Consider the following 22,986-nt stretch of genomic DNA (forward strand, 5'->3'; position numbering starts at 1 on the left):
TCAACCAAATCCGCTTTGACTTGAATCAGGAATTGCCTGGCCTCCCTGGCCCCGGACGTCCGGCAATCGGGTGAGAAGTTCGCCTGCGGGTGGCGAATTAAAGCTGTTGCATCATTTTGCGCACACCGGCCACATGGCGTCGGCTGACGATCAGAGCGTCACCGTTCAGGCCTTTGAGGAACAGCTGAAAATGCCCCAGTGGCGTGCGTTGCAGGCGTTCGATGCGTTCGCGGGCGACCAGGGCGTTGCGGTGGATCCGCACGAAACGGTCACCGAATTCATCCTCAAGGGCCTTGAGCGGCTCATCCAGCAGCACTTCGCCGCCTTCATGGCGCAAGGTCACGTATTTGTGATCCGCAATGAAGTAGACCACCTGCCCCAACGGGATCAGTTCAATACCTTTACGGGTACGGGCGCTGATATGGCTGCGCGGGCCGCTGCCGGTTTCGGCGGCGGGACGGGTCAAAGCCGCGAGCTGGACGCGATTGGGGCGTTCGGCTTTTTTCAACGCGTCATGCAATTGTTCTGTACGCACAGGTTTCACCAGATAGCCTACGGCGCTGGCCTGTAAGGCTTCCACGGCAAATTCATCGGGACCTGTGCAAAACACCACGGCGGGCGGGGTTTCGCGTTCGCACAATCGTGCAGCCACTTGCAGGCCATCGAGGCCCGGCATGCGGATATCGAGCAGCACGATATCCGGTTTGTGGCTGTCGATCAGTGCCAACGCTTCTTCGCCGTTCGTGGCGCTCGGCTCCAGGACACTGTATCCCTCGAGTTCGCCGACCATTCGGCTCAGGCGCTCGCGGGCAAGGGGTTCGTCATCAACGATCAGGACATTCATATTGCGCTGGATTCCTGCGTGAGTCTCGCACAAGGATAGCGTAGACAGGTGAAGTGACGTCTGTCACCGCGATCCACGCTAAGACTAGCGCGAGGGCCAAAAAGTGCCGCCCGTCCGACTGCTAAATTTTTATTTGCCGGGCAATTGGCGGTTGGCGAGGCATCGCCGTAGGGTTTGCTGATACACAATATGAACACCCCCTCTTCTTATCGTCCGCTGCAGCGCCAGGAAGTGCGCTGATCCTACTGTCCAACTGTAGACGGTTGCCGGCACGTTATTGCTCAATTGAAAAATATCGTTGCGCAATTTCCACAATGCCTGCCTTGAGTATGGGTCGACGCATGAGAAAAAAACGTATCGACCAGTGTCAGCGACAGGATTGGCAACCCTGTTATTATCCGCCGCAGCTTTCAACGCCATCTTTCTTCAGCCGATACGAGCGAATTCATGAGCACTGACAAGACCAATCAGTCCTGGGGCGGCCGCTTCAGTGAACCCGTCGACGCCTTCGTCGCCCGCTTCACCGCCTCCGTCACTTTCGACCAGCGCCTGTATCGCCACGACATCATGGGCTCGATCGCCCACGCCACCATGCTGGCCAAGGTCGGCGTGCTGACTGATGCCGAGCGCGACAGCATCACCGATGGCCTGAAGACCATCCAGGGTGAAATCGAGGCCGGCCAGTTCGACTGGCGCATCGACCTCGAAGACGTGCACATGAACATCGAGGCGCGTCTGACCGACCGCATCGGCGTGACCGGTAAAAAGCTGCACACCGGCCGCAGCCGTAACGACCAGGTCGCCACCGACATTCGCCTGTGGCTGCGTGACGAGATCGACCTGATCCTGGGCGAAATCACCCGCCTGCAAAAAGGCTTGCTGGAACAGGCCGAGCGCGAAGCCGGCAGCATCATGCCGGGCTTCACTCACCTGCAAACCGCGCAGCCGGTGACCTTTGGGCACCACATGCTGGCCTGGTTCGAAATGCTCAGTCGCGACTACGAGCGTCTGGTCGACTGCCGCAAGCGCACCAACCGCATGCCGTTGGGCAGTGCCGCGCTGGCGGGCACCACGTACCCGATCGACCGCGAATACACCGCGCAACTGCTGGGCTTCGACGCCGTGGGCGGCAACTCGCTGGACAACGTGTCCGATCGTGACTTCGCCATCGAGTTCTGCTCGGCCGCGAGCATCGCGATGATGCACTTGTCGCGTTTCTCCGAAGAGCTGGTGCTGTGGACCAGCGCCCAGTTCCAGTTCATCGATCTGCCGGACCGTTTCTGCACCGGCAGCTCGATCATGCCGCAAAAGAAAAACCCGGACGTGCCGGAACTGGTTCGCGGCAAGACCGGCCGCGTATTCGGTGCACTGATGGGCCTGCTGACCCTGATGAAAGGCCAGCCTTTGGCCTACAACAAGGACAACCAGGAAGACAAGGAACCACTGTTCGACGCCGCCGACACCCTGCGCGACTCGCTGCGGGCCTTTGCCGACATGATCCCGGCGATCAAACCCAAGCACGCAATGATGCGCGAAGCGGCGCTGCGCGGTTTCTCCACCGCCACCGACCTGGCCGACTATCTGGTGCGTCGTGGCCTGCCGTTCCGTGACTGCCACGAAATCGTTGGCCATGCCGTGAAGTACGGCGTGGAAAGCGGTAAAGACCTGGCGGAAATGAGCCTGGAAGAGCTGCGCAAGTTCAGCGACCAGATCGATCAGGACGTGTTCGCCGTGCTGACCCTCGAAGGTTCGGTGAACGCCCGTGACCACATCGGCGGGACCGCTCCGGCGCAGGTCAAGCAGGCGGTGGCTCGCGGCCAGGCGTTGCTCGCCAGCCGTTAAACGGTCTCTGTAACACCTGAGCTCGATGGCTGAACGGCCATCGAGCTTTTTTATGCTCAGGCTGTCGCGCGCCCAACGGCTCCCACCCGCTGCAAAAAGGCAGGCGCCTCGGCCAGCCGGTCAGCGGCGACTTTTTGTACATTCGGGTTATCCGCCAGGCGCTCCAGCAACGCTTTGGCGCCGGGCATGTCGTCGAGGAAATCGACGTTGAACAAACGCTTTCCGACGTCAACAGCCAGATCGACGCTGTAAAGAAAGTACAAATCGGCCAGGGTGAACTGTTCGCCCGCCACGTACGGTGCAAACCGCGCCCGGTGTTTCAGGGCGGCAAATCCCTTGATCAGGTCTCGCTCGGATTTGGCCTTCAGCGCCTCGGGGGTCGGCCTGCCACCAAAGAACACCTCGACATAACAGACTCGCGCCGGCAGTTCGATATACAACTCGATCTCCTTGGCCATGGCTCGAACGCCTGCCCTTTCAAACGGCGTTTGCGGCAACAGTGAAATGCCCGGTTGAGTCTCTTCGATGAAATCGAGGATCGCGTCCGTTTCGCTCAAGAACCCTTGTTCGGTTTCCAGTACCGGCACTTTCCCGCGTGGGCTGACCGCCAGGATGTCCGGGTTCTGGCATCCATGAAACGGAACCGTTTCAAACGGCACGCCTTTCTCCAGGAGTGCCAGTTTGACCATGTTGAAATAATTGCTGGCGGCAAAGCCATACAGTTTGAGCATCGTCGGGTCTCCTTGACCGTGGAGGTTTCCTGATCGGAAACGATCGATGCTCAAAGTAACCAATACCCGGGGCCGTGGAAGAACCCGGTTATTACCGCGTAAGACGCAAATGCCTGAACGGCCCGTCGGACAAGGGCGACGGCCATATGGGACAAAAGATTGCGAATCTTCTGACACACAATGGCCGCCACTTCTTTATTTCTTGGACGCCACCATCGCCAGGAACGCTGGCATCGCCGCATCCTTGTCCGCCGCAACCCGCTGCACGTTCGGGTTCTGCTCCAGGCGCTCGAGCAATGCCTTGGCCGCTGGCATGTCTGCCAACAGGTCAATACCAAACAACTTGTGGCCCACCGCACAGGCCAGCGGCACGCTGTACAGGAAGTACAAATCCGCAATGCTCAGGCTATCGCCTGCAACATAAGGGGCAAACTTGCCGTGCCGTTCAAGCGAGGCAAAACCCAGCAGCAACTCGGCTTTGGTCTTGTCCTTGATGGCGTCGGGTAAAGGCGAGCCGAAAAATGCTTCGCCATAACAGGCACGAGCCGGCAGCTCGATGTACAGCTCGATTTCCTTGGCCAGCGCCAGGACCTGTGCGCGCTCGAAGGGATCGCTCGGCAGCAGCGGCGTGCCTTTCTGGCTCTGCTCGATGTACTCGAGAATCACCGACGTTTCGTTGACAAACCCTTGCTCGACGCGCAGCACCGGCACCTTGCCACGCGGGCTGATGGCCAGCGCCTCAGGGCTCTGCCCCGCATAAAACGGCACTTCCTCGAACGGCAGTCCTTTCTCCAGCAACGCCAGTTTCACCATGTTGTAGTAGTTACTGACGGAAAATCCATAAAGCTTGAGCATCACGAAGCCTCCAGGCCGTGCGGGGTTGGCAGTGCCTGTTTATAGAACGCCCGGGGGTTTCTCGCCAGCAGCATCACAGCGCTGAATGCAGGTAAACTGCCCGCCTTAACTTGAGGAGCCTGCCATGAGCGAGCCAACCGACATCGATAGCGACGAAGAAGAATTCACCGAAAATACCCTGATCGAAGCGATCGAAAACCAGATCGAGAGCGACAACCCGCCAGCCGCCAAGGCGACCTTCAACAAGTTGACCCTGGTGGGTTACGAGCGTGAGGAAATCCTCAATCTGATGGCTCACGTTTTAGCGGTAGAAATCGACGCGATCCTCGAAGAAGACCGCGCGTTCAACACCGAATGGTACGAAGCGGCACTGCGTGCCTTGCCGGAATTGCCGCCGGAAAAGAAGTAGTCCCCCGCTTAGTGTAGGAGCGAGGCTTGCCCGCGAAAGATCCACCGCGGTCCCTCTGAAACACCGCGTTACCGTTCTTCGCGGGCGAGCCTCGCTCCTACAAACAATCCCCAGGCCTTTCCCCCAGACCCTGACTACACTGGTACGCACCCCGCTGTCGGGGAATGCTTCCCGAAGAGAAAAAACCCTGTCGTGAGCACTGGACATGCCGCGCGAGTGGGATCACCTTAGGGGCGCTGTCGTCCAATTCCTAGAAAGTCTGGAGTCCTTATGTCGCTTACCCCTGAGTTGGTTGCCGAACTGGAAATCCTCGCACTCTTCAACCTGGACAGTTCCCAGGAAGGTTTGAAAATTCATCAGACCGCTGCCCCGAAAGCCATAGCTGCCGCTCAACGCCTGTTCGAAAAAGAACTGATTGACCAACCCGATGGCGGTTATCTGACCAGCCTGGGTCGTGATGCCGCGCAAAGTGTGCAAACCGTTCTCACCATTCTGAGCGTCCAGGAAACAGCCTGACCCACCGTATCGCCCACGGAAACCCCCGCTACGGGATTTCCGCGGGCACTCTTCGATACGAACTGTCGCCCAACGATAGAAATCTGACGCCAAAAAAACAAAATCAGCCTGAATATCCCGGGGCCGAGGCGCTAAACTGCCCCTCATCCTGAGATCCTCCACGTCCGAGCCCTGCGAGCCGGTTTGAGCTGACATGACCCGCACCCATGAAATCCGCCCCGATCTGGACGAGGGAATCGACCGCAAGGTTCTCGGTCAGTTGCGCGCACGTTTTCTAAAGCTCAACGAGGGCCGCATGGCGCGGGCCATGGAAGGGCTGTCGACCCGTCAGCAAGGGGTGTTGACCCTGCTGCCGCTGTTTTTCCACGTCAATCATCCGCTGTTGCCGGGTTACGTTTCCGGAAGCACCCCCGCCGGGCTGTCGAACTTCGAGCCTGACGCCAACGCCCTGGCCGAAGCCCAGCGCCTGACCCGCTCGTTTTCATACAAGCCGCGCCACGGCAGCAATCCACCGCGACCGATTCACGGCCTGTTCCTGATGGGCAGCCTCGGCACCCTGGCGCAGGCCGATCAAAGCGACATGGACGTGTGGGTCTGTCACGCACCGGACTTGAGCGAAAGCGAACTCAACGAGCTGCGTAAAAAGTGCCAGTTGCTCGAAACCTGGGCCGCGAGCCAGGGCGCCGAGGCGCATTTTTTCCTGATCGACCCGGCCCGCTTCGTGCTCGGCGAGCGGGACAATCAACTGAGTTCGGAAGACTGCGGCACCACCCAGCATTACCTGCTGCTGGACGAGTTCTACCGCACTGCAATCTGGCTGGCCGGCCGCACGCCCATCTGGTGGCTGGTGCCGGTGTACGAAGAGGCCGCGTACGACCGCTACACCCACACGCTGCTGTCCAAACGCTTCATCCGTGCCGACGAAACCCTGGACCTTGGGCACCTGGCGTACATCCCGCCCGGCGAATTCATCGGTGCCGGGCTCTGGCAGTTATTCAAAGGGATCGAGTCACCCTACAAGTCGGTGCTCAAGCTGTTGCTGACCGAGGTCTACGCCAGCGAACACCCCAAGGTTCAATGCCTGAGCCTGCGTTTCAAACAAGCGGTGTTCGCCAACCAGCTCGACCTCGATGAGCTGGACCCGTACGTCGTGGTTTACCGGCGAATCGAGGAATACCTCACCGCCCGTGGCGAATCGGAGCGCCTGGAGCTGGTGCGGCGCGCGCTGTACCTGAAGGTCAATCGTAAACTCACTGGCAGCAGCCGCACCCAGAGCTGGCAGCGCTCGTTGCTGGAACGCCTGGCCCACGAATGGCATTGGGATCAGCGTCAACTGGCGCTGCTTGATAGTCGTAGCCAATGGAAAGTCCGTCAGGTCAGTTCCGAGCGCCGGGCGTTGGTCAACGAACTGAATTACAGCTACCGCTTCCTGACCGAGTTCGCCCGCAGCGAACAGACCGTCAGCCTGATCAACAAGCGCGACCTCAACGTACTGGGCCGACGCCTGTACGCAGCGTTCGAGCGCAAGGCCGACAAAGTCGAGTTCATCAACCCGGGCATCGCCCCGGACCTGGCCGAAGACACCCTGACCCTGGTACATGCGCCAGACAAGAAAGAATCGGGGCAAACCCAGTGGGGCTTGTACAACGGCAGCCTGACCGCCCTCGAGTGGGAGCATTTCGCACCGATCAAGCGCAGCCGCCAATTGCTGGAACTGCTGACCTGGTGCCATCGCAACGGCGTGATCGATAGCAGCACGCGCCTGGCGCTGCATCCCGGCGACAGTGACCTGAGCGAATTCGAACTGTTCAACCTGCTCGGCAGCCTGCAACAGAGCATCGCCCTGCCCCTGCCCACGGTCGCCGAAGAACCGCTGCTGCGCGCCAGCGTGCCGAGCGAAGTGCTGATTCTGGTGAACGTCGGCGTCGATCCGCTCAAGCATCACCGCGACCTGAACATTCTGATGACCACCGAGCGCACTGACTCGCTGAGTTACGCCGGGGTCCGCGAGAACCTGGTGTTGACCCTGGATCAGGTCACGCTCAACAGCTGGAACGAGGTCTCGGTCAATCGCTTCGACGGCCCTCACGCCCTGCTCGACTGCCTGCGCGATTACCTCAACAACCTGCCGAACGGCCCACAGCAACCCAAGTTGCGGGTGCGTTGCTTCTGCCACAACCGCGCGCAGTTCATTGCGCAACGGGTCGAGGAAGTGATCGACACCGCGCAGAACCTGCTGCTGAGCAAACTCAATCATCGCTACCTGATTCAGGTCCAGCAGCATTATCACGTGCTGGAATTGGTGCCGGGGCAGGTCAATCACGTCGCCCTCGCCACCCTGCCGGCGCTGTTCGACTACCTCGGCGAAGAGCTGGCGAGCTACAGCCCGCTGCACCTGGACCCAATGGCGCTTGAGGATCAGGACCTGGCACTGATTCTGCCCATGGGTCAGCCCGAGTGCATTCAGGTGTTCTACCGGACTCACGATGACCAGGCCGATCTGTACGTGCTGGATGAATTCAATGCCTTGTGGCAGCAGCGCTTACCCTATCACGACGAACAAAGCCTGCTGGTGCCGTTGCAACGCTTCCTGCAATCGATCCAGTACCGACGCGATGCCTTGCTGCCGATGGACGCCTCCCAGCCACTGAGCCTCGACACGCTGTATTACCAACTGCTGCCGTCGGGTCCCGGACGAGCTCGGCGGGTCGAAGCCCGACTCGCGCCGCAAACTCCGGTCAACAAGCCGTTCTATGATGTGCAGGCGATCGTCGGCAAGGCCGCACCGGGCAAGGTGCAAGTCACGTTGTATTGCAATCAGCGGGAATTTTCAGAGCTGGAGCATGGCGACCAACTGTTCAGTGTGGTCGCCCGGGAAATCGTCGAGCAGCGCCGTGAAACCGAACGCTATCGCTGCTACATCACCGACCTGGACCTGTCGGGCCTGCTCGGTGATGGTCAGAGCTCAAGCAATTTGTACCTGCGCTACAAGGCCGATCTGGAGCGCGCATTGAATGACGCGCTCGAGCTGGTCTGAGGCAAGTTATTCCGGGAAGGGGCCGCCATTGGCTGGCTGCGATTCGACTTCAAGCAGGGTCAGCTTGAGGGTTTTGCCGCCCGGAGCGGGCCAATCGATGTGCTGGCCAACCTTCAGGCCCAGCAGTGCGCTACCGACAGGCGCCAGAATGGAGATCTTGCCTTCGTCCGCGTTGGCATCCTTGGGGTACACCAACGTCAGGTGATAGTCCTTGCCGCTGCTTTCTTCGCGGCAATGCACTCTGGAATTCATGGTCACGACATCGGCGGGCACTTCATCGTGACCGACCACGGTATCGGCGCGATCCAGTTCGGTTTGCAGCGCGATAACGCCCGGCAGCGTGTCGTCCAGGCTGTCGATCAGGCGTTCCAGACGTTGAACGTCCAGACGAGTAAGGGTGATGGAAGGTGCGGTCATGATAGAGGCAGACTCCTTTCTTCTGCACAGAAAAAGCAAAACCCCGCCAGAAAAAGGCGGGGTTTTCACGAGCCTCGATGGGTTGAGGCGTTTCTGGACACTATCACAGCTCAAAAAATATACAAGCAGGGCGCGATGGACCCTATTTTTCGGTAACGCCGATGAAACCTGTAGGAGCAGAGCTTGCTCGCGAAGGCGGCGTGTCAGCCAACATGGGTATCGACTGATGCGCCGCCTTCGCGAGCAAGCTCTGCTCCTACAGGTCTGTGCATCAAGCCAAGGATTTGCGTTGTATAGCCTGCGCGCAGATGACCCGCCGGCGCTCATCATCGGCCGAGCGCCATTCGCGGATGTCTTCGACATGGCGAAAACACCCCAGGCAGACCTTCTGCTCATCCAGCCGACACACGCCGCTGCACGGCGAAGGCACCGCCGGGCTGACATTGCTGTAAAGCGGCTTGGGCGGTCGAACAGGGGCCGGCTGGGTCACGATCTCACAGACCTTCGAAATCGAATTCAGCGCCGGCCTGTTGCTGGACAATGCGCTCAAGCATCTCGCCGAGCTGCTCTTCGCTCTTGTCGCACATCCAGCGCTCGCTCTCTTCGTCGTAGTCGAAGTGGAAGCCACCCGACACCGCCGCCAGCCACAGCTGACGCAGGGGTTCCTGGCGGCTGAAGATCAACTGAGTGCCGTTTTCGAACTTGACGGTGAGCACACCGGCCGAGCTCTCCAGATCGATATCCAGGTCGCTGTCGTCAAAGATGTCCTCCAGGGTTTGCTGGGTGGCATCGACCAGATCGTGGAAACGCGCTTCGGACAAACTCATTACGGCAACCTCAAAAAGTGTCTGATCAGGCTCAAGCGCCGCAAGATACGGGCGAGCCCCGGTGATTGCAAAGGATAACGACCAAGGGCCGATTTAGGTACACCTGTGGGAGCGGGCTTGCCCGCGAAGAGGCCGGCACATTCAACATCATCGTCACCTGACACACCGCCATCGCGAGCAGGCTCGCTCCCACAGGGATTGCACCTTGCTAGCCGGCTTCATGCGAAGCCCCGCCGGACGGGACCCTGGTCGCATAGGCAAGCTGCCGGGTGGCCGGTATACTCCGGCGCAATTAACGCATTTTCAAGGATTTCGCCATGAAGCGCCTGATCTCTTCCTTTGCTGCGCTCGTCGCGGTTGCTTGTTTATTGTCGGCCTGTGGTCAAAAAGGTCCGCTGTACCTGCCTGACGATTCCCAGGACCCTGCCGAGCAGGCCCAGTCCTCGCAAAAGCAGCCGTCGAAAGCACACAAGCACGACGTCTACCAATAAGGGAACGCCATGGACGCTTTTAACTACCGTGACGGCGAGCTGTTCGCGGAAGGGGTTGCCCTGTCCGCCATCGCCGAACGCTTTGGCACCCCGACTTACGTCTACTCCCGTGCCCACATCGAAGCCCAGTACCTGGCGTATGCCGATGCACTGGCCGGCATGCCGCACCTGGTCTGCTTCGCGGTCAAGGCCAACTCCAACCTGGGTGTGCTGAATGTCCTGGCGCGATTGGGTGCCGGTTTTGACATCGTCTCCCGTGGCGAGCTGGAACGCGTACTGGCCGCCGGCGGCAGCGCCGACAAGATCGTGTTCTCCGGTGTCGGCAAGACCCGTGACGACATGCGTCGCGCCCTGGAAGTCGGCGTGCACTGCTTCAACGTCGAGTCCACCGATGAGCTGGAACGCCTGCAAATCGTCGCCGCCGAGCTGGGCGTTCGCGCACCGATCTCGCTGCGTGTGAACCCGGACGTCGATGCCGGCACGCACCCGTACATTTCCACCGGTCTCAAAGAGAACAAGTTCGGCATCGCCATTGCCGACGCCGAAGACGTGTACGTGCGTGCCGCGCAGCTGCCGAACCTGGAAGTGGTCGGCGTCGATTGCCACATCGGTTCGCAACTGACCACCCTGCCGCCGTTCATCGATGCCCTCGACCGCCTGCTGGGCCTGGTCGACCGCCTAGGCGATTGCGGCATCTACCTGCGCCACATCGATCTCGGTGGTGGCTTGGGCGTGCGTTATCGCGATGAAGAGCCGCCGCTGGCTGCCGACTACATCAAAGCCGTGCGCGAGCGTCTCGACGGTCGTGACCTGGCGCTGGTGTTCGAGCCGGGCCGCTTCATTGTCGCCAACGCTGGCGTGCTGCTGACTCAGGTCGAATACCTCAAGCACACCGAACACAAAGACTTCGCCATCGTCGACGCAGCCATGAACGACCTGATCCGCCCGGCGCTGTACCAGGCCTGGATGGACGTCACCGCCGTGCGCCCTCGCGCCACCGCCGCTCGTGCCTACGACATCGTCGGGCCGATCTGCGAGACCGGCGACTTCCTGGCCAAGGATCGTCAGCTGGCCCTCGAAGAAGGCGACCTGCTGGCTGTGCATTCGGCCGGCGCCTACGGGTTTGTCATGAGTTCCAACTACAACACCCGCGGCCGTGCCGCCGAAGTGTTGGTGGACGGTGATCAGGCATTTGAAGTGCGTCGCCGTGAGACGGTAGCCGAGTTGTTTGCTGGCGAAAGCCTGCTGCCGGAGTAAAACCATGCTGCTGCGTTTTACCAAGATGCACGGCCTGGGCAATGACTTCATGGTCCTCGACCTGGTCAGCCAGCACGCGCACATCCTGCCCAAGCATGCCAAGCAATGGGGCGATCGGCACACCGGCATCGGTTTCGACCAGTTGCTGATCGTCGAAGCGCCGAGCAACCCGGACGTGGATTTCCGCTATCGGATTTTCAACTCCGACGGTTCCGAAGTGGAACAGTGCGGCAACGGTGCGCGCTGTTTCGCCCGCTTCGTACTCGACAAGCGCCTGACCGCAAAACGGCAGATTCGCGTCGAAACCAAAAGTGGCATTATCGAGCTGGATATCCGCAGTGACGGCCAGATCAGCGTCGACATGGGCGCACCGCGCCTGGTGCCGGCCGACATCCCGTTCGTTGCCGATACTCAGGCGCCGAGCTACTCGCTCGACGTCGACGGCACCACGGTGGAACTCGCCGCTGTGTCGATGGGCAATCCGCACGCCGTGCTGCGGGTCAGCGATATCAACAACGCACCGGTGCATGAACTGGGGCCGAAAATCGAACATCACCCGCGCTTCCCGGCGCGGGTCAATGTCGGTTTTCTCCAGGTCATCGACCGGAACCGCGCGCAGCTGCGCGTCTGGGAACGTGGCGCCGGGGAAACCCAGGCCTGCGGCACCGGCGCCTGTGCTGCTGCAGTGGCCGCGATCAGCCAGGGGTGGATGGATTCGCCGCTATTGATCGACCTGCCCGGCGGGCGTCTGTCCATTGAATGGGCAGGCCCTGGCCAACCGGTGTTGATGACCGGCCCGGCAGTCCGTGTTTATGAAGGACAAGTACGTCTTTGAGTGAGTCAAACCCATGACCGACAAGCCCCAGGTTCCCGCCCTACAGCCCGACGAATCCCCTTCCGAAAGCCTTGAGGCGGCGGCGATTGCCGCGTACCTGGAGGCTCATCCGGATTTCTTCGTCGAGCACGAAGAACTGCTCCCGGCCCTGCGCATTCCGCACCAGCGAGGCGACACCATTTCGCTGGTCGAGCGCCAGATGACCATCCTGCGCGACCGCAATATCGAGCTGCGCCATCGCCTCTCGCACTTGATGGACGTGGCCCGCGACAACGATCGTCTCTTCGACAAGACCCGCCGCCTGATCCTCGCGCTGATGGACGCCACCAGCCTGGAAGATGTGGTGATCAGCGTCGAAGACAGTCTGCGTCAGGACTTTCAGGTGCCTTTTGTCAGCCTGATCCTGCTGGGCGACAACCCGATGCCGGTTGGCCGCTGGGTGACCCACGCCGACGCGCAAACGGCCATTGGCGGTTTGCTTTCGGAAGACAAAAGCGTCAGCGGCAGCCTGCGCGAGCATGAACTGGACTTCCTGTTCGGCGAAGAGCAGCGCAAGCAGATCGGCTCGACCGCTGTCGTCGCCATCAGCCATCAAGGCATTCTCGGCGTCCTGGCCATCGCCAGCCGTGATCCGCAGCACTACAAAAGCTCGGTCGGCACGCTGTTCCTCAGCTACATCGCCGAAGTCATGGGCCGCGTGCTGCCACGGGTCAACAGCTCTCTGCGCTCGGTACGCTGATCGTGGAACGGCAACTGGACGCTTACTGCGAACACCTGCGCAGTGAGCGGCAGGTGTCGCCCCATACGCTGTACGCCTACCGCCGCGACCTCGACAAAGTGCTGGGCTTCTGCGTCAAACAGAACATCGGCAGCTGGGCCGCGCTGGACATTCAGCGCCTGCGCAGCCTGATCGCCCGCCTGCATTCCCAGGGGCAATCGTCGCGCAGCCTCGCGCGCCTGCTCTCGGCCGTGCGCGGGCTCTATCACTATCTGAACCGCGAAGGTCTCTGCGATCACGATCCGGCCAATGGCCTGGCGCCGCCGAAAGGCGAGCGGCGATTGCCGAAAACCCTCGACACCGACCGAGCCCTGCAACTGCTTGAAGGTGCGGTGGAGGATGACTTTCTGGCGCGTCGGGATCAGGCGATTCTGGAGCTGTTCTATTCCTCGGGCTTGCGGCTTTCGGAACTGACCGGGCTCAATCTCGATCAACTGGACCTGGCCGACGGCATGGTCCAGGTGCTCGGCAAAGGCAGCAAGACGCGCCTGTTGCCGGTCGGCAAAAAGGCCCGCGAAGCACTGGAGCTGTGGCTGCCTTTGCGCGCCATGACCAACCCGGCGGATGACGCCGTGTTTGTCAGCCAACAAGGCCGACGCCTCGGCCCTCGGGCGATTCAGGTGCGGGTCAAGGCCGCCGGTGAGCGTGAACTGGGGCAAAACCTGCATCCGCACATGTTGCGACACTCCTTCGCCAGCCACCTGCTGGAGTCCTCGCAGGACCTGCGCGCGGTGCAGGAATTACTCGGCCACTCGGACATCAAGACCACCCAGATCTACACCCACCTGGACTTCCAGCATCTGGCGACGGTTTACGACAGCGCCCATCCACGGGCCAAACGCATTAAGGGCGATGATTCATGACGATCCAATTGATCACCTTCGACCTCGACGACACCTTGTGGGATACCGCCCCGGTCATCGTCAGCGCCGAAGCCGTATTGCGTGAATGGCTGACCGAACATGCACCGAATCTGGGCGCGGTGCCGGTGGAGCATTTGTGGGGGATTCGCGAGCGCATTCTGGGCAGCGAACCGGGCCTCAAGCATCGAATCAGCGCCTTGCGTCGCCGGGTGCTTTTCCACGCACTGGAAGAAGCCGGTTACGGCCATGAACAGGCGTCAGACCTGGCCGATCAGAGTTTTGAAGTGTTTCTGCATGCCCGGCATCAGCTGGAAATCTTCCCGGAAGTCGAGCCGACACTGGAGACGCTGGCCAAGCACTATGCACTCGGCGTCGTCACCAACGGCAATGCCGATGTGCGCCGTTTAGGGCTGGCCGACTACTTCAAATTTGCGCTGTGCGCCGAAGACATCGGCATCGCCAAACCGGACGCACGCCTGTTTCATGAGGCACTGAAGCGTGGCGGTGCAACGGCCGCGACGGCGGTGCATATCGGCGACCATCCGGGTGATGACATTGCCGGGGCGCAGCAGGCGGGGTTGCGGGCGATCTGGTTTAACCCGCAAGGCAAATTGTGGGAAGCGCAGAAAGCGCCGGACGCCGAGATTCGCAGCCTGACCGAGCTGCCGGCGTTGTTGGCGCGGTGGAATTCAATTTCGTAGCACCTTTGAGGCCGCCTTCGCGGGCAAGCCTCGCTCCTACAGGATTTGTGTCGCACGCCAATTATGTGAACGACACAAATCCTGTAGGAGCGAGGCTTGCCCGCGAAGAACGATAACGCGGTCCACCTATCTATCACCCATGAAAAAGCCCGCAGCGACGGCGGGCTTTTTCAGCAAGCAAGGGCAGACGCTTAGATAGGCCGGCTGCCGTACTTGTTGTCAGGCTTCTTGGGAGGATCGGCGACCACATTGGCCTCCACTTCCTGCACCTTGCCGCCCTTGGCCAGGAACTCTTCCATGGCCTTGGCCAAGGCATCGCGTTCCTTGTTTTTTGCTTCGACGCTCGGCAGCTCATCGACCGATACCGCTGCCTTGGCTTTGCCTTTGGCGGTCGGAACGGGCGCATCACCGCCGTCGTCTTCAGCGACGTCTTCCGCCGCTGCTTCCAGACCTTCTTCGGTTTCGTCGTCGTCGCCTACTTCGAGGTCGTCGTTTTCCAGATCATCGTCGCTCATGTTCTACCTCATGACTTGCGAAAAGCAGATTAGTTATAGCCCAGCTTTGCCCTCTGTCGAAGGCTGCCGGAAAAATTCAATAACCGCTGGTGACCAGCGGTTCATGCCTCTTCACCGTGCACGGTGGCGAGGACTTTACGGGCACCGCCAAAATCACGGTGCTCGCCCAGATAAACGCCTTGCCAGGTCCCTAACGCCAGTCGGCCCGCCGAAATCGGCAAACTGAGCTGACAGCCAAGCACGCTGGCCTTGAAGTGCGCCGGGAGGTCGTCCAGGCCTTCGTCGTTATGCTCATAGCCGTCTGTTCCTTGTGGGATCAGACGATTGAAAAATCGTTCGAAGTCGCGACGTACCGCCGGATCGGCGTTCTCGTTGATGGTCAACGACGCCGAGGTATGCTGCAGCCACAAATGCAACAGACCGACCCGACACGCCTTGAGTTCAGGCAGGCCGGCGAGTAACTCGTCCGTTACCAGATGAAAGCCCCGGGGCCTCGCCCGCAGGGTAATCAGAGTCTGTTGCCACATACAGTTCTCCGCACGTTCGGGGCGCATTCTAGCGCGCTCTGGGAAAAAACAAAGGCCCTAATATTCCTTCAATCATGTAAGCCATTGGCCGCAGAAAAACGCCCGCCGTAAACACCACTAAACGTGTACGAAAAAACCTTTCAGCAGTCCTCACACTGACAAACTCCAGACAAAAAAATGCCCGGCAAGCCGGGCAAGTTTTTTATGCGCGTCTTACAAGTTGTAGCCGCGTTCGTTGTGAAGCGCCAGATCGATGCCGACAGCCTCTTCTTCTTCGGTGATACGCAGACCCATGACAGCGTCCAGCACCTTGAGAATGATGTAGGTGACGATTGCGGTGTAGATCACCGTGAAGCCCACGCCTTTGCACTGAATCCAGACTTGTGCGGCGATGTCGGTGACGGTGCCGAAGCCACCCAGCGACGGTGCGGCGAACACACCGGTCAGGATCGCGCCGAGGATACCGCCGATACCGTGCACGCCGAAGGCGTCCAGGGAATCGTCATAACCGAGTTTGCGTTTCAGGGTGGTGGCGCAGAAGAAGCACACCACGCCCGCTGCCAGACCGATCACCAGCGCGCCCATCGGGCCCACGGTGCCAGCGGCCGGGGTGATTGCAACCAGACCGGCGACCACACCAGAGGCGATACCCAGTGCACTTGGCTTGCCGTGAGTGATCCACTCGGCAAACATCCAGCCCAGTGCAGCGGCGGCGGTTGCGATCTGGGTAACCAGCATCGCCATGCCGGCAGTGCCGTTGGCTGCTGCGGCGGAACCGGCGTTGAAGCCGAACCAGCCAACCCACAGCATGGCCGCGCCCATCAGGGTGTAACCGAGGTTGTGCGGGGCCATCGGGGTGGTCGGGAAGCCTTTGCGCTTGCCGAGCACGATGCACGCCACCAGACCGGCCACACCGGCGTTGATGTGCACCACGGTGCCGCCAGCGAAGTCGAGCACGCCCCAGTCCCACATCAGGCCGCCGTTGCCGGACCAGACCATGTGCGCGATCGGTGCATAAACCAGAGTGAACCAGATGCCCATGAAGATCAGCATCGCGGAGAACTTCATCCGCTCAGCGAAGGCACCGACGATCAGCGCCGGGGTGATGATGGCGAACGTCATCTGGAAGGTGATGAACACCGCCTCAGGGAACAACGCCGCAGGCCCCGTCAGGCTGGCGGGGGTGACACCGGCGAGGAAAGCCTTGCCCATGCCGCCGAAGAAGGAGTTGAAGTTGACGACGCCCTGTTCCATGCCGGTGGTGTCGAACGCGATGCTGTAGCCATAAATGACCCACAGGACGCTGATCAGACCGGTAATGGCAAAGCACTGCATCATCACGGAAAGAATGTTTTTGGAGCGAACCATGCCGCCGTAGAACAGCGCGAGGCCGGGAATGGTCATGAACAGCACGAGGGCTGTCGAGGTCAGCATCCAGGCGGTGTCGCCGGAATTGAGGACTGGGGCCGCCACTTCGTCTGCCGCCATGGCCAGGCTGGGCATTACGAGGGACAACAGGGCTCCTAGCCCTGCGAATTTACGCAGAGTCATATTGTTTTCTCCTGGGGCGTTGGGGTTTGTGGCGGCTTAAATCGCGTCGGTATCGGTTTCGCCGGTACGGATGCGAATCGCCTGTTCCAGATTGACCACGAAGATCTTGCCGTCACCGATCTTGCCGGTGTTGGCTGCCTTGGTTATCGCCTCGATAACCCGATCAAGATCCTTGTCGTCAATGGCGACATCGATCTTCACCTTGGGCAGGAAATCGACCACATATTCCGCGCCGCGATACAGCTCGGTGTGACCCTTCTGCCGCCCGAAGCCTTTGACTTCGGTAACGGTAATGCCCTGCACGCCGATCTCGGACAGCGATTCGCGCACGTCGTCCAACTTGAACGGCTTGATGATGGCAGTGACTAGCTTCATGAAAACTCTCTCCCGAATTGGTGGACTTGCCCCAGGAAAACAAACCCGGCTCAAGTCTAAGCGCAGTGCCTGGCTTTGTAACGCATCGTCGGCCTTACCTGCCCGTCCGACGCCAGCTAACCGCTCCGCACGAAACTCTTCCCCCGTTTCGCTTGGCGCACTGCATTCGTCACATCGACTGCATCAGTGCATGGGTCACTACCGTCTAAGCAGAAAGCTTGCCATCTCCACAAAACCCTCAGTTTTCAAGCTCTTGGCCGTAGATGCCCACCACATCGCTGCAACACCGGACGCGTTACGCACAACAACGGTGCGGCACCGTCCGTCCGCATGCGCGAAAAGCGTGCATCCCTGCGGTCGGGATTGACTATAGACACTGCGTGATACACTGCCCGCCATTGTTTCCAGGACCTTTCCCATGCTCGCGCCCAAAGATTTCCTCGACGCCTTGACCGGCACAGCCTCCCGCCTCTTCAGCGGCGACACCCCATTGCCGAAAAGCGAAATCGAAAGCCAGTTCAAGGCGTTGCTGCAAAGCGGCTTCAGCAAACTGGACTTGGTGAGCCGGGAAGAGTTTGATAGCCAGATGGTTGTGCTCGCACGCACACGGGCACGCTTGGAAAGCCTGGAAGCGAAGGTTGCCGAGCTGGAAGCGAAGCTCAATCCGCCAACCGAGTAACACGCAAAACCCACTGTAAAAACCCAATCCCCTGTGGGAGCGAGCCTGCTCGCGATTGAAGGTCGGCACGACCTTCAGATTCATCTGTAGGAGCTGCCGCAGGCTGCGATCATTTGATCTTCAGCCCCGCAAAAATCCCGGCAACGTCCTACAACAAAACCACCGCCGTCCGATTGCGTCGCAATGCCCCGGTTCCTAAGCTCGCCCAATGCTGAATGTTCAGCACCGGGTTTGGCGACCTGGAAGCTTAAGGAGCATGACGACCATCGACACAAGTCATGGCGGTTGTGCGTGGGAGGCCTTCGGGTCTGCCGGGTTCCTTTTGCTCCGGTTCGCCAACCCGCGTACAACTGCCACCCAATTGTTTGGCGACGATTGCGGGCAGCCCTTTTAGCAAGAGGAGCTGTATCAATGAATAGCGATGATGCTTATCTGATCCCCCACGTCTTCACCCGCCACAAACTCCACCTCCACGCCCTCCTCCTCCAAAACCAACCCTGGTTCAGCGCCCGCGACCTCGGCCGCTTCCTGCGCCTCTACCTCGACGACCGCGCCGTCCGAAAACTCGACCCCGACCAACACCAGTCCGCACAAATGCTCATCCACGGCAGCATCGAAGATGCCCTGCTGATCAGCGAATCCGGCGTCTACGCCTTACTGATCTACCACTACTGCCCCGAATACCGAGCCCTGCGCGAATGGCTAACCCACGACGTAGTGCCAGCCCTAAGGGATGCCCAGCAACCCATATCTATCGACCGGCCGATCCTGAGCCTGCTGCACTGGCCGGAGATGTCGCTGAACTTGTTGCACTGGAATAACCAGCCGTGGATTCGTCTGCAGGATGTGCCGCAGATGCTGCCTGATCAGGAGTCTTCAAGGTCTGCTATCAGTGCACCTTGGTGGAAAAGAGCCGCGAAAATGCTTCACGCATTCTGAATAAAAAACCCCACGCTTTTTGCGTGGGGTTCGGTAAATCCAAAACAACAATCAGGCGCAGTGTGCAAGCCGCTCGACCTGATCCCGAATCGCGGCCCCTCGCTCAATCTCGGCTTTACGCAAATCGTAGGTCGATTGAAGGTTGAGCCAAAATTCCGGGGTCGTGTCCAGACAGATAGATAGCCGTAGAGCCATATCAGCACTGACACCCCGACGCTGAAGCACAATATCGTTGACCGTAGGTGTCGACACGTTCAACGCTCTGGCCAGAGCGGCAGCCGTCAGGCTCAGAGGCTCCAGGTATTCCTCTTTGAGGATCTCGCCAGGGTGCACCGGGCGCATACCATTTTTAGTCATTACTCACCTCAGTGATAATCGACGATTTCTACATTCTCCGGCCCGTTGCAGCCCCAGACAAAGCAAATTCGCCATTGAGCGTTGATGCGGATGCTGTGCTGACCTTTTCGATTTCCCTCCAACGCCTCCAGGCGATTGCCCGGCGGAGATCGAAGGTCTTTCAGCACGACAGCATCATCAAGCATCGTCAGCTTTCGTTCCGCGACACTCAGAATGGCTGACCACAAACGGGTCTTACCGTTGCAAAACAGGTACTCGGTCTCAGAACACTTAAAGCTAACGATCATAATTTAAAGCTTAACGTTATGCATTAAGCTTGAGTGTATAAGGCAAATTCATGAATGCAAACTCGCTGCTATGAGTATTTCCCCCTCTTTCAAAACTCTAGGAAAAGGACTACCCACGCCCTTCAGAAGGCCCCAAAAACCAAGCTTGGTCCTACAAAAATATGGGGCAATTCTGATTGCATCAAAACTGTCTTCGGCGCTTAAGTTGACTGGCCTAACAACTAAACCATCAATCAAAGGCAGGTCGCTGTGAAGCCCAAAAAACGGCAAACAAAACTGTTACTCATCGCTGAGCTTCATGCCGAGGCGCTCCGTTTAGCCGGAAGCGTTTCTGCCAGCCAACATCGTTTTTTTAAAGTGGCAGCAATGTATGGCAAAGAGCTCGAACCTGATGGCTGGCTTGCAGGCACGAGTCGGACCAGGCTCCCCGAATAAACCGTCCAAGTGGCGTTTTTTTTCGCATCCAAAGCAGCGCAACAAAGCTCGCAACATCCTGCGAAAGTTTCGCGCCTCAGCCGCCGCACCAAATCATCACCTCCCGACTACCCTTCAAAAACCCCGCAGGAAGCGGTGCTCTTCAGCTCAAGGAACGACCATGTCCCTCTCCATCGTCCACAGCCGCGCCCAAATCGGCGTGGATGCGCCCGCCGTCACCGTCGAAGTCCACCTGGCCAACGGCCTGCCATCGCTGACCATGGTCGGTCTGCCCGAAGCGGCGGTGAAGGAAAGCAAGGACCGGGTACGCAGCGCGATCATCAACTCAGGCCTGCAATTCCCGGCGCGGCGCATCACGCTGAATCTCGCCCCCGCTGATTTGCCGAAGGACGGCGGACGATTCGATCTGGCGATTGCCTTGGGGATTCTGTCCGCCAGCGTGCAGGTGCCAACGCTGACACTGGATGATGTGGAATGTCTGGGAGAACTGGCGCTATCAGGCGCGGTGCGTGCCGTGCGGGGCGTGTTGCCGGCCGCACTGGCGGCACGCAAGGCCGGGCGCTCGCTGATGGTGCCGCGGGCGAATGCCGAGGAGGCATGCCTGGCGTCGGGGTTGAAGGTGATCGCGGTGGATCATTTACTGGAAGCGGTCGCGCACTTCAATGGGCACACACCGGTCGAGCCTTACGTGTCCAACGGTTTGCTTTACGCCAGCAAACCCTATCCAGACTTGAACGAAGTACAGGGCCAACTTTCAGCCAAGCGCGCATTGCTGATCGCGGCGGCGGGCGCTCATAACCTGCTGTTCAGCGGACCACCAGGCACCGGAAAAACCCTTCTGGCTAGTCGTTTGCCAGGACTGCTTCCACCCCTGGCCGAACATGAAGCGCTGGAAGTCGCCGCCATTCAATCCGTCACCAGTTGCGTGCCCTTGAGCCACTGGCCGCAAAGGCCCTTCCGCCAACCCCATCACTCCGCCTCCGGCCCGGCGCTGGTGGGCGGCAGTTCGAAGCCACAACCCGGCGAAATCACCCTCGCCCACCATGGCGTTCTATTCCTCGACGAACTGCCGGAGTTCGACCGCAAGGTGCTGGAGGTTTTGCGAGAGCCGCTGGAGTCCGGCCATATCGTGATTTCCCGCGCCAAGGATCGCGTGAGGTTTCCGGCCCGCTTTCAATTGGTGGCGGCGATGAACCCGTGTCCCTGTGGATATCTTGGCGAACCCAGCGGCAAATGCAGTTGTACACCGGACATGGTCCAGCGCTACCGCAATAAATTGTCGGGGCCACTGCTGGATCGCATCGACCTGCACCTGACCGTCGCCCGGGAAGCCACGGCGCTGAATCCTGCACTCAAACCCGGCGATGACACCGCCACTGCCGCACTGCTGGTCGCCGACGCCAGAGAGCGGCAACACAAACGCCAGGGCTGCGCGAACGCTTTCCTTGATCTGCCGGGCCTGCGCAAACACTGCACGTTATCCACAATCGACGAAACCTGGCTGGAAACAGCGTGCGAACGACTGACCCTGTCGTTGAGGTCTGCGCATCGACTGCTCAAGGTCGCACGAACCCTCGCAGACCTTGAGCAGGTCGATGGCATCACCCGTGGTCATCTGGCTGAAGCGCTGCAATACCGGCCAACCTCCAGCGGATGAAATCACTCCTTCGTCAGATCCACCAACGGCGTCTGCCGAACCTCGGTTTCCCGCCCGTCCTGTATGTCACTCACCCGCTTCAGCGCCTGGTCCACAGTGCCCTTGTCCGCCAACAAGCTGTAACTGATCTGAAACTGCTTGTGCTCCTTCGGCGCAATCGTCGGCACCAGCCCCAGCGGCCGTTGATAGCGCCGGTTATAGGAAAAGCTGGTCCCCGGCTCGAGACCGGTGACATAGCCCTGGCCTTGGGTATCGGTGTTTTTCCACAGCGAAAACACGGGCAGCGTTTTAGTGTTAAAGCCGACCGAAACGCCGAGGCTACCTGCCTTGTTATGCAACACCGTCAACGTGTCACCCTTGGCGTCGCCATACGGCACCACGTTGTAAACCGTTTCGTCGTAGTCCTTGGTCGGCGCACGGTAAGTCTGCCAGTCCGGCAGATCACCTTTGGCCTTGTCGTTGAACGGCGACACCTGTTTGACCGGTGCAACGAAACGCGCGCCCTGCTCCAGGAATGGCGTGCTGAAGTTACTGTGGTACAGCGCCTGATATTCCTTCGGATAGTCGCCGTTGTTGGTCAGGGTATCGTTGAGAGTGAATGCTGTACTGCCGGGCTCAGTGACCAGCTCGGTGCTCACCGAGAAGTCGACTTTCTTGAAGGCCTGTTCTTTGAGCTCGCCGCGCAGGCTGATGGCATACGGCGGTTTTTCGTCGATGTGCAGCGTGACTGTGCTGGCCGGAATGTTGGCAGCACGGCCATGCAGGGTCAGGAGTTCGCCGTTGTCGACGCCGGGGTGGCCGACCCATTCGTAGCCGCAACGGGTGACCAGTTCATTGAAACCTTCGAGCCAGCCGAGTCCGCCGCGACCGTTGAGCTCAATGAAGGACGGATTGACCACGTCCTTGACCGGCGAATCCCAGCCCATGCGCACATTGCCGACCGATGCCTGCAGGACGTTCATGCCACGGGTCGGCACCACCGAGAGTTTCATCGTGCCGTTATCGATGTCGACGATGCTGACGCCCTCCTGCCGACCGCCGTGCAAGTTACGAAGGGTCACGGAGAAGGGTTTGTCGGTTTTCACACCGAGTTGCTGGCTGGTGATCTGCCAGTTTTGAGCAGCCTTGTCGCTGTCGAGCAGGACGTAATCCCAAGCCATGGCGTGGGAGGCGGACAGAGCGCCAAAGGCAACGACGAATTTGAGCGGAGTCATGGGGAGGCCTTTCTTGGAGTTGTGCATTTTTTATAGCGCTGATGAAA

General features: G+C 59.8%; 26 protein-coding genes and 1 pseudogene. 13 read left to right on the forward strand and 14 right to left on the reverse strand.

The window, feature by feature from the left end; translation table 11 throughout:
* Positions 1 to 97: 97 nt before the first annotated feature.
* Both KGA97_RS13395 and KGA97_RS29595 read right to left on the reverse strand, forming a co-directional pair.
* Positions 98 to 844, reverse strand: a complete 747-nt coding sequence (locus KGA97_RS13395; protein WP_008024350.1) for a LytR/AlgR family response regulator transcription factor — start codon at positions 842 to 844, stop codon at positions 98 to 100.
* A pseudogene (locus KGA97_RS29595) lies at positions 841 to 1,050 on the reverse strand (sensor histidine kinase); the annotation flags it as partial. The pseudogene KGA97_RS29595 and the gene KGA97_RS13395, both read right to left, overlap by 4 nt.
* A 241-nt stretch (positions 1,051 to 1,291) precedes the next feature.
* Here KGA97_RS29595 and argH point away from each other — a divergent pair.
* Positions 1,292 to 2,686 (forward strand): argininosuccinate lyase, encoded by a 1,395-nt coding sequence (gene argH / locus KGA97_RS13400; protein ID WP_008040637.1) that lies wholly within the window; start codon positions 1,292 to 1,294, stop codon positions 2,684 to 2,686.
* A 56-nt stretch (positions 2,687 to 2,742) separates the two neighbouring features.
* Here argH and KGA97_RS13405 read toward each other — a convergent pair whose 3' ends face one another.
* Together KGA97_RS13405 and KGA97_RS13410 are read right to left on the reverse strand one after the other, a co-directional pair.
* Positions 2,743 to 3,417 (reverse strand): glutathione S-transferase family protein, encoded by a 675-nt coding sequence (locus tag KGA97_RS13405; protein WP_223450037.1) that lies wholly within the window; start codon positions 3,415 to 3,417, stop codon positions 2,743 to 2,745.
* 195 nt (positions 3,418 to 3,612) lie between these two features.
* Entirely contained in the window at positions 3,613 to 4,272 is a 660-nt protein-coding gene (locus tag KGA97_RS13410; RefSeq protein WP_223480914.1) for a glutathione S-transferase family protein, read from the reverse strand.
* A gap of 124 nt (positions 4,273 to 4,396) precedes the next feature.
* On the opposite strand from KGA97_RS13410, the gene KGA97_RS13415 reads away from it, so the two are divergent.
* The 3 genes from KGA97_RS13415 (at position 4,397) to KGA97_RS13425 (ending at position 8,234) form a co-directional block, all read left to right on the forward strand.
* Positions 4,397 to 4,681 carry a hypothetical protein gene (locus tag KGA97_RS13415; protein WP_008024357.1) on the forward strand — a complete coding sequence of 95 codons (285 nt, stop codon included), beginning with the start codon at positions 4,397 to 4,399 and terminating at the stop codon, positions 4,679 to 4,681.
* A gap of 270 nt (positions 4,682 to 4,951) precedes the next feature.
* Positions 4,952 to 5,197 (forward strand): TIGR02647 family protein, encoded by a 246-nt coding sequence (locus KGA97_RS13420; protein WP_008024358.1) that lies wholly within the window; start codon positions 4,952 to 4,954, stop codon positions 5,195 to 5,197.
* 193 nt (positions 5,198 to 5,390) lie between these two features.
* Positions 5,391 to 8,234, forward strand: coding sequence for a class I adenylate cyclase (locus tag KGA97_RS13425; protein WP_008040634.1), 2,844 nt, complete (start codon positions 5,391 to 5,393; stop codon positions 8,232 to 8,234).
* A 6-nt stretch (positions 8,235 to 8,240) separates the two neighbouring features.
* On the opposite strand, the gene rnk is transcribed toward KGA97_RS13425, so the two are convergent.
* The 3 genes from rnk to cyaY form a co-directional block, all read right to left on the reverse strand.
* Positions 8,241 to 8,651, reverse strand: a complete 411-nt coding sequence (gene rnk, locus KGA97_RS13430; protein WP_008024364.1) for a nucleoside diphosphate kinase regulator — start codon at positions 8,649 to 8,651, stop codon at positions 8,241 to 8,243.
* Between the two features lie 271 nt (positions 8,652 to 8,922).
* On the reverse strand, positions 8,923 to 9,141 hold the full coding sequence (locus tag KGA97_RS13435) for a DUF1289 domain-containing protein (RefSeq protein WP_081500210.1): 219 nt from the start codon (positions 9,139 to 9,141) through the stop codon (positions 8,923 to 8,925).
* 4 nt (positions 9,142 to 9,145) lie between these two features.
* Positions 9,146 to 9,478 (reverse strand): iron donor protein CyaY, encoded by a 333-nt coding sequence (cyaY, locus tag KGA97_RS13440; protein WP_008024366.1) that lies wholly within the window; start codon positions 9,476 to 9,478, stop codon positions 9,146 to 9,148.
* A 317-nt stretch (positions 9,479 to 9,795) separates the two neighbouring features.
* Between cyaY and lptM the strand changes: the two genes are divergently transcribed.
* From lptM to KGA97_RS13470, 6 genes are read left to right on the forward strand one after another with little or no spacing between them, the layout of a single operon-like run.
* Positions 9,796 to 9,969: an LPS translocon maturation chaperone LptM gene (gene lptM / locus KGA97_RS13445; RefSeq protein WP_008040632.1), complete on the forward strand. Its 174-nt coding sequence runs from the start codon at positions 9,796 to 9,798 to the stop codon at positions 9,967 to 9,969.
* Positions 9,970 to 9,978: 9 nt separating this feature from the next.
* Positions 9,979 to 11,226, forward strand: coding sequence for a diaminopimelate decarboxylase (lysA, locus tag KGA97_RS13450; RefSeq protein ID WP_008040631.1), 1,248 nt, complete (start codon positions 9,979 to 9,981; stop codon positions 11,224 to 11,226).
* Between the two features lie 4 nt (positions 11,227 to 11,230).
* Positions 11,231 to 12,061, forward strand: coding sequence for a diaminopimelate epimerase (gene dapF, locus KGA97_RS13455; RefSeq protein WP_008040630.1), 831 nt, complete (start codon positions 11,231 to 11,233; stop codon positions 12,059 to 12,061).
* Positions 12,062 to 12,074: 13 nt separating this feature from the next.
* Complete coding sequence (locus KGA97_RS13460) at positions 12,075 to 12,800, forward strand: DUF484 family protein (protein WP_008024376.1); 726 nt, start codon at positions 12,075 to 12,077, stop codon at positions 12,798 to 12,800.
* A gap of 2 nt (positions 12,801 to 12,802) precedes the next feature.
* The gene (gene xerC / locus KGA97_RS13465; protein ID WP_008040629.1) at positions 12,803 to 13,702 is read left to right on the forward strand and encodes a tyrosine recombinase XerC; all 900 of its coding nucleotides are present in this window, start codon (positions 12,803 to 12,805) and stop codon (positions 13,700 to 13,702) included.
* On the forward strand, positions 13,699 to 14,403 hold the full coding sequence (locus KGA97_RS13470; RefSeq protein ID WP_008040628.1) for an HAD family hydrolase: 705 nt from the start codon (positions 13,699 to 13,701) through the stop codon (positions 14,401 to 14,403). Before xerC ends, KGA97_RS13470 begins: the two co-directional genes overlap by 4 nt.
* 191 nt (positions 14,404 to 14,594) lie before the next feature.
* Here KGA97_RS13470 and sutA read toward each other — a convergent pair whose 3' ends face one another.
* From sutA to glnK, 4 genes are all read right to left on the reverse strand, one after another.
* Positions 14,595 to 14,918 (reverse strand): transcriptional regulator SutA, encoded by a 324-nt coding sequence (sutA, locus tag KGA97_RS13475; protein WP_008030496.1) that lies wholly within the window; start codon positions 14,916 to 14,918, stop codon positions 14,595 to 14,597.
* 101 nt (positions 14,919 to 15,019) lie between these two features.
* Complete coding sequence (locus KGA97_RS13480; RefSeq protein WP_008030499.1) at positions 15,020 to 15,445, reverse strand: secondary thiamine-phosphate synthase enzyme YjbQ; 426 nt, start codon at positions 15,443 to 15,445, stop codon at positions 15,020 to 15,022.
* Positions 15,446 to 15,658: 213 nt separating this feature from the next.
* Positions 15,659 to 16,996, reverse strand: a complete 1,338-nt coding sequence (locus KGA97_RS13485) for an ammonium transporter (RefSeq protein WP_223480915.1) — start codon at positions 16,994 to 16,996, stop codon at positions 15,659 to 15,661.
* Positions 16,997 to 17,032: 36 nt separating this feature from the next.
* Entirely contained in the window at positions 17,033 to 17,371 is a 339-nt protein-coding gene (glnK, locus tag KGA97_RS13490) for a P-II family nitrogen regulator (RefSeq protein WP_002555808.1), read from the reverse strand.
* Positions 17,372 to 17,789: 418 nt separating this feature from the next.
* On the opposite strand from glnK, the gene KGA97_RS13495 reads away from it, so the two are divergent.
* Positions 17,790 to 18,050 (forward strand): accessory factor UbiK family protein, encoded by a 261-nt coding sequence (locus KGA97_RS13495; protein ID WP_008030504.1) that lies wholly within the window; start codon positions 17,790 to 17,792, stop codon positions 18,048 to 18,050.
* Between the two features lie 411 nt (positions 18,051 to 18,461).
* On the forward strand, positions 18,462 to 18,989 hold the full coding sequence (locus tag KGA97_RS13500; protein ID WP_223480916.1) for a Bro-N domain-containing protein: 528 nt from the start codon (positions 18,462 to 18,464) through the stop codon (positions 18,987 to 18,989).
* A gap of 51 nt (positions 18,990 to 19,040) precedes the next feature.
* Here the strand turns inward: KGA97_RS13500 and KGA97_RS13505 are convergent, their stop codons facing one another.
* Entirely contained in the window at positions 19,041 to 19,346 is a 306-nt protein-coding gene (locus KGA97_RS13505) for a HigA family addiction module antitoxin (RefSeq protein WP_007980826.1), read from the reverse strand.
* Positions 19,347 to 19,354: 8 nt separating this feature from the next.
* Entirely contained in the window at positions 19,355 to 19,633 is a 279-nt protein-coding gene (locus KGA97_RS13510) for a type II toxin-antitoxin system RelE/ParE family toxin (RefSeq protein ID WP_084320214.1), read from the reverse strand.
* A 595-nt stretch (positions 19,634 to 20,228) separates the two neighbouring features.
* Here KGA97_RS13510 and KGA97_RS13515 point away from each other — a divergent pair.
* Entirely contained in the window at positions 20,229 to 21,725 is a 1,497-nt protein-coding gene (locus KGA97_RS13515) for a YifB family Mg chelatase-like AAA ATPase (RefSeq protein ID WP_223480917.1), read from the forward strand.
* 2 nt (positions 21,726 to 21,727) lie between these two features.
* Here the strand turns inward: KGA97_RS13515 and KGA97_RS13520 are convergent, their stop codons facing one another.
* The gene (locus KGA97_RS13520; protein WP_223480918.1) at positions 21,728 to 22,939 is read right to left on the reverse strand and encodes an aldose 1-epimerase family protein; all 1,212 of its coding nucleotides are present in this window, start codon (positions 22,937 to 22,939) and stop codon (positions 21,728 to 21,730) included.
* Positions 22,940 to 22,986: the final 47 nt, after the last annotated feature.

It is taken from the genome of Pseudomonas sp. BF-B-15 (genome assembly GCF_019946675.1).
Classification (GTDB): Bacteria; Pseudomonadota; Gammaproteobacteria; order Pseudomonadales; family Pseudomonadaceae; genus Aquipseudomonas; species Aquipseudomonas migulae.